The following is a 259-nucleotide window of genomic DNA, read 5'->3' as shown; positions in this document are numbered from 1 at the left end:
CATACAGACAACGCCCACGGTAAAGCGCGTATCACTAGTATTGACGATCACAACATTCAAGCACATTTGCAGCAGAATAAAGTGGTGGTTATTGCAGGCTTTCAAGGGCGCAGTCCAGAGAACCACATAACAACGCTTGGTCGAGGTGGTTCCGATACCACCGCAGTAGCGATTGCTGCGGCCTTAAAAGCCGATGAGTGCCAAATCTATACAGATGTAGATGGCGTTTATACCACTGACCCACGGGTTGAGCCTAAAG

The 259-nt window shown here is 49.0% G+C and carries 1 protein-coding gene; it reads left to right on the top strand.

Features of this window, described 5'->3' with window-relative positions:
• A partial coding sequence (locus tag Q4528_RS14520) for an amino acid kinase family protein (protein ID WP_439848944.1) occupies positions 1–259 on the top strand: 259 nt, incomplete at both ends.

Source organism: Staphylococcus pasteuri, assembly GCF_030547725.1.
In the GTDB taxonomy this organism is placed as follows: domain Bacteria; phylum Bacillota; class Bacilli; order Staphylococcales; family Staphylococcaceae; genus Staphylococcus; species Staphylococcus pasteuri.
Note: the sequence above shows the minus strand (reverse complement) of the source record. Positions and strands in the feature narration are given on the sequence as shown.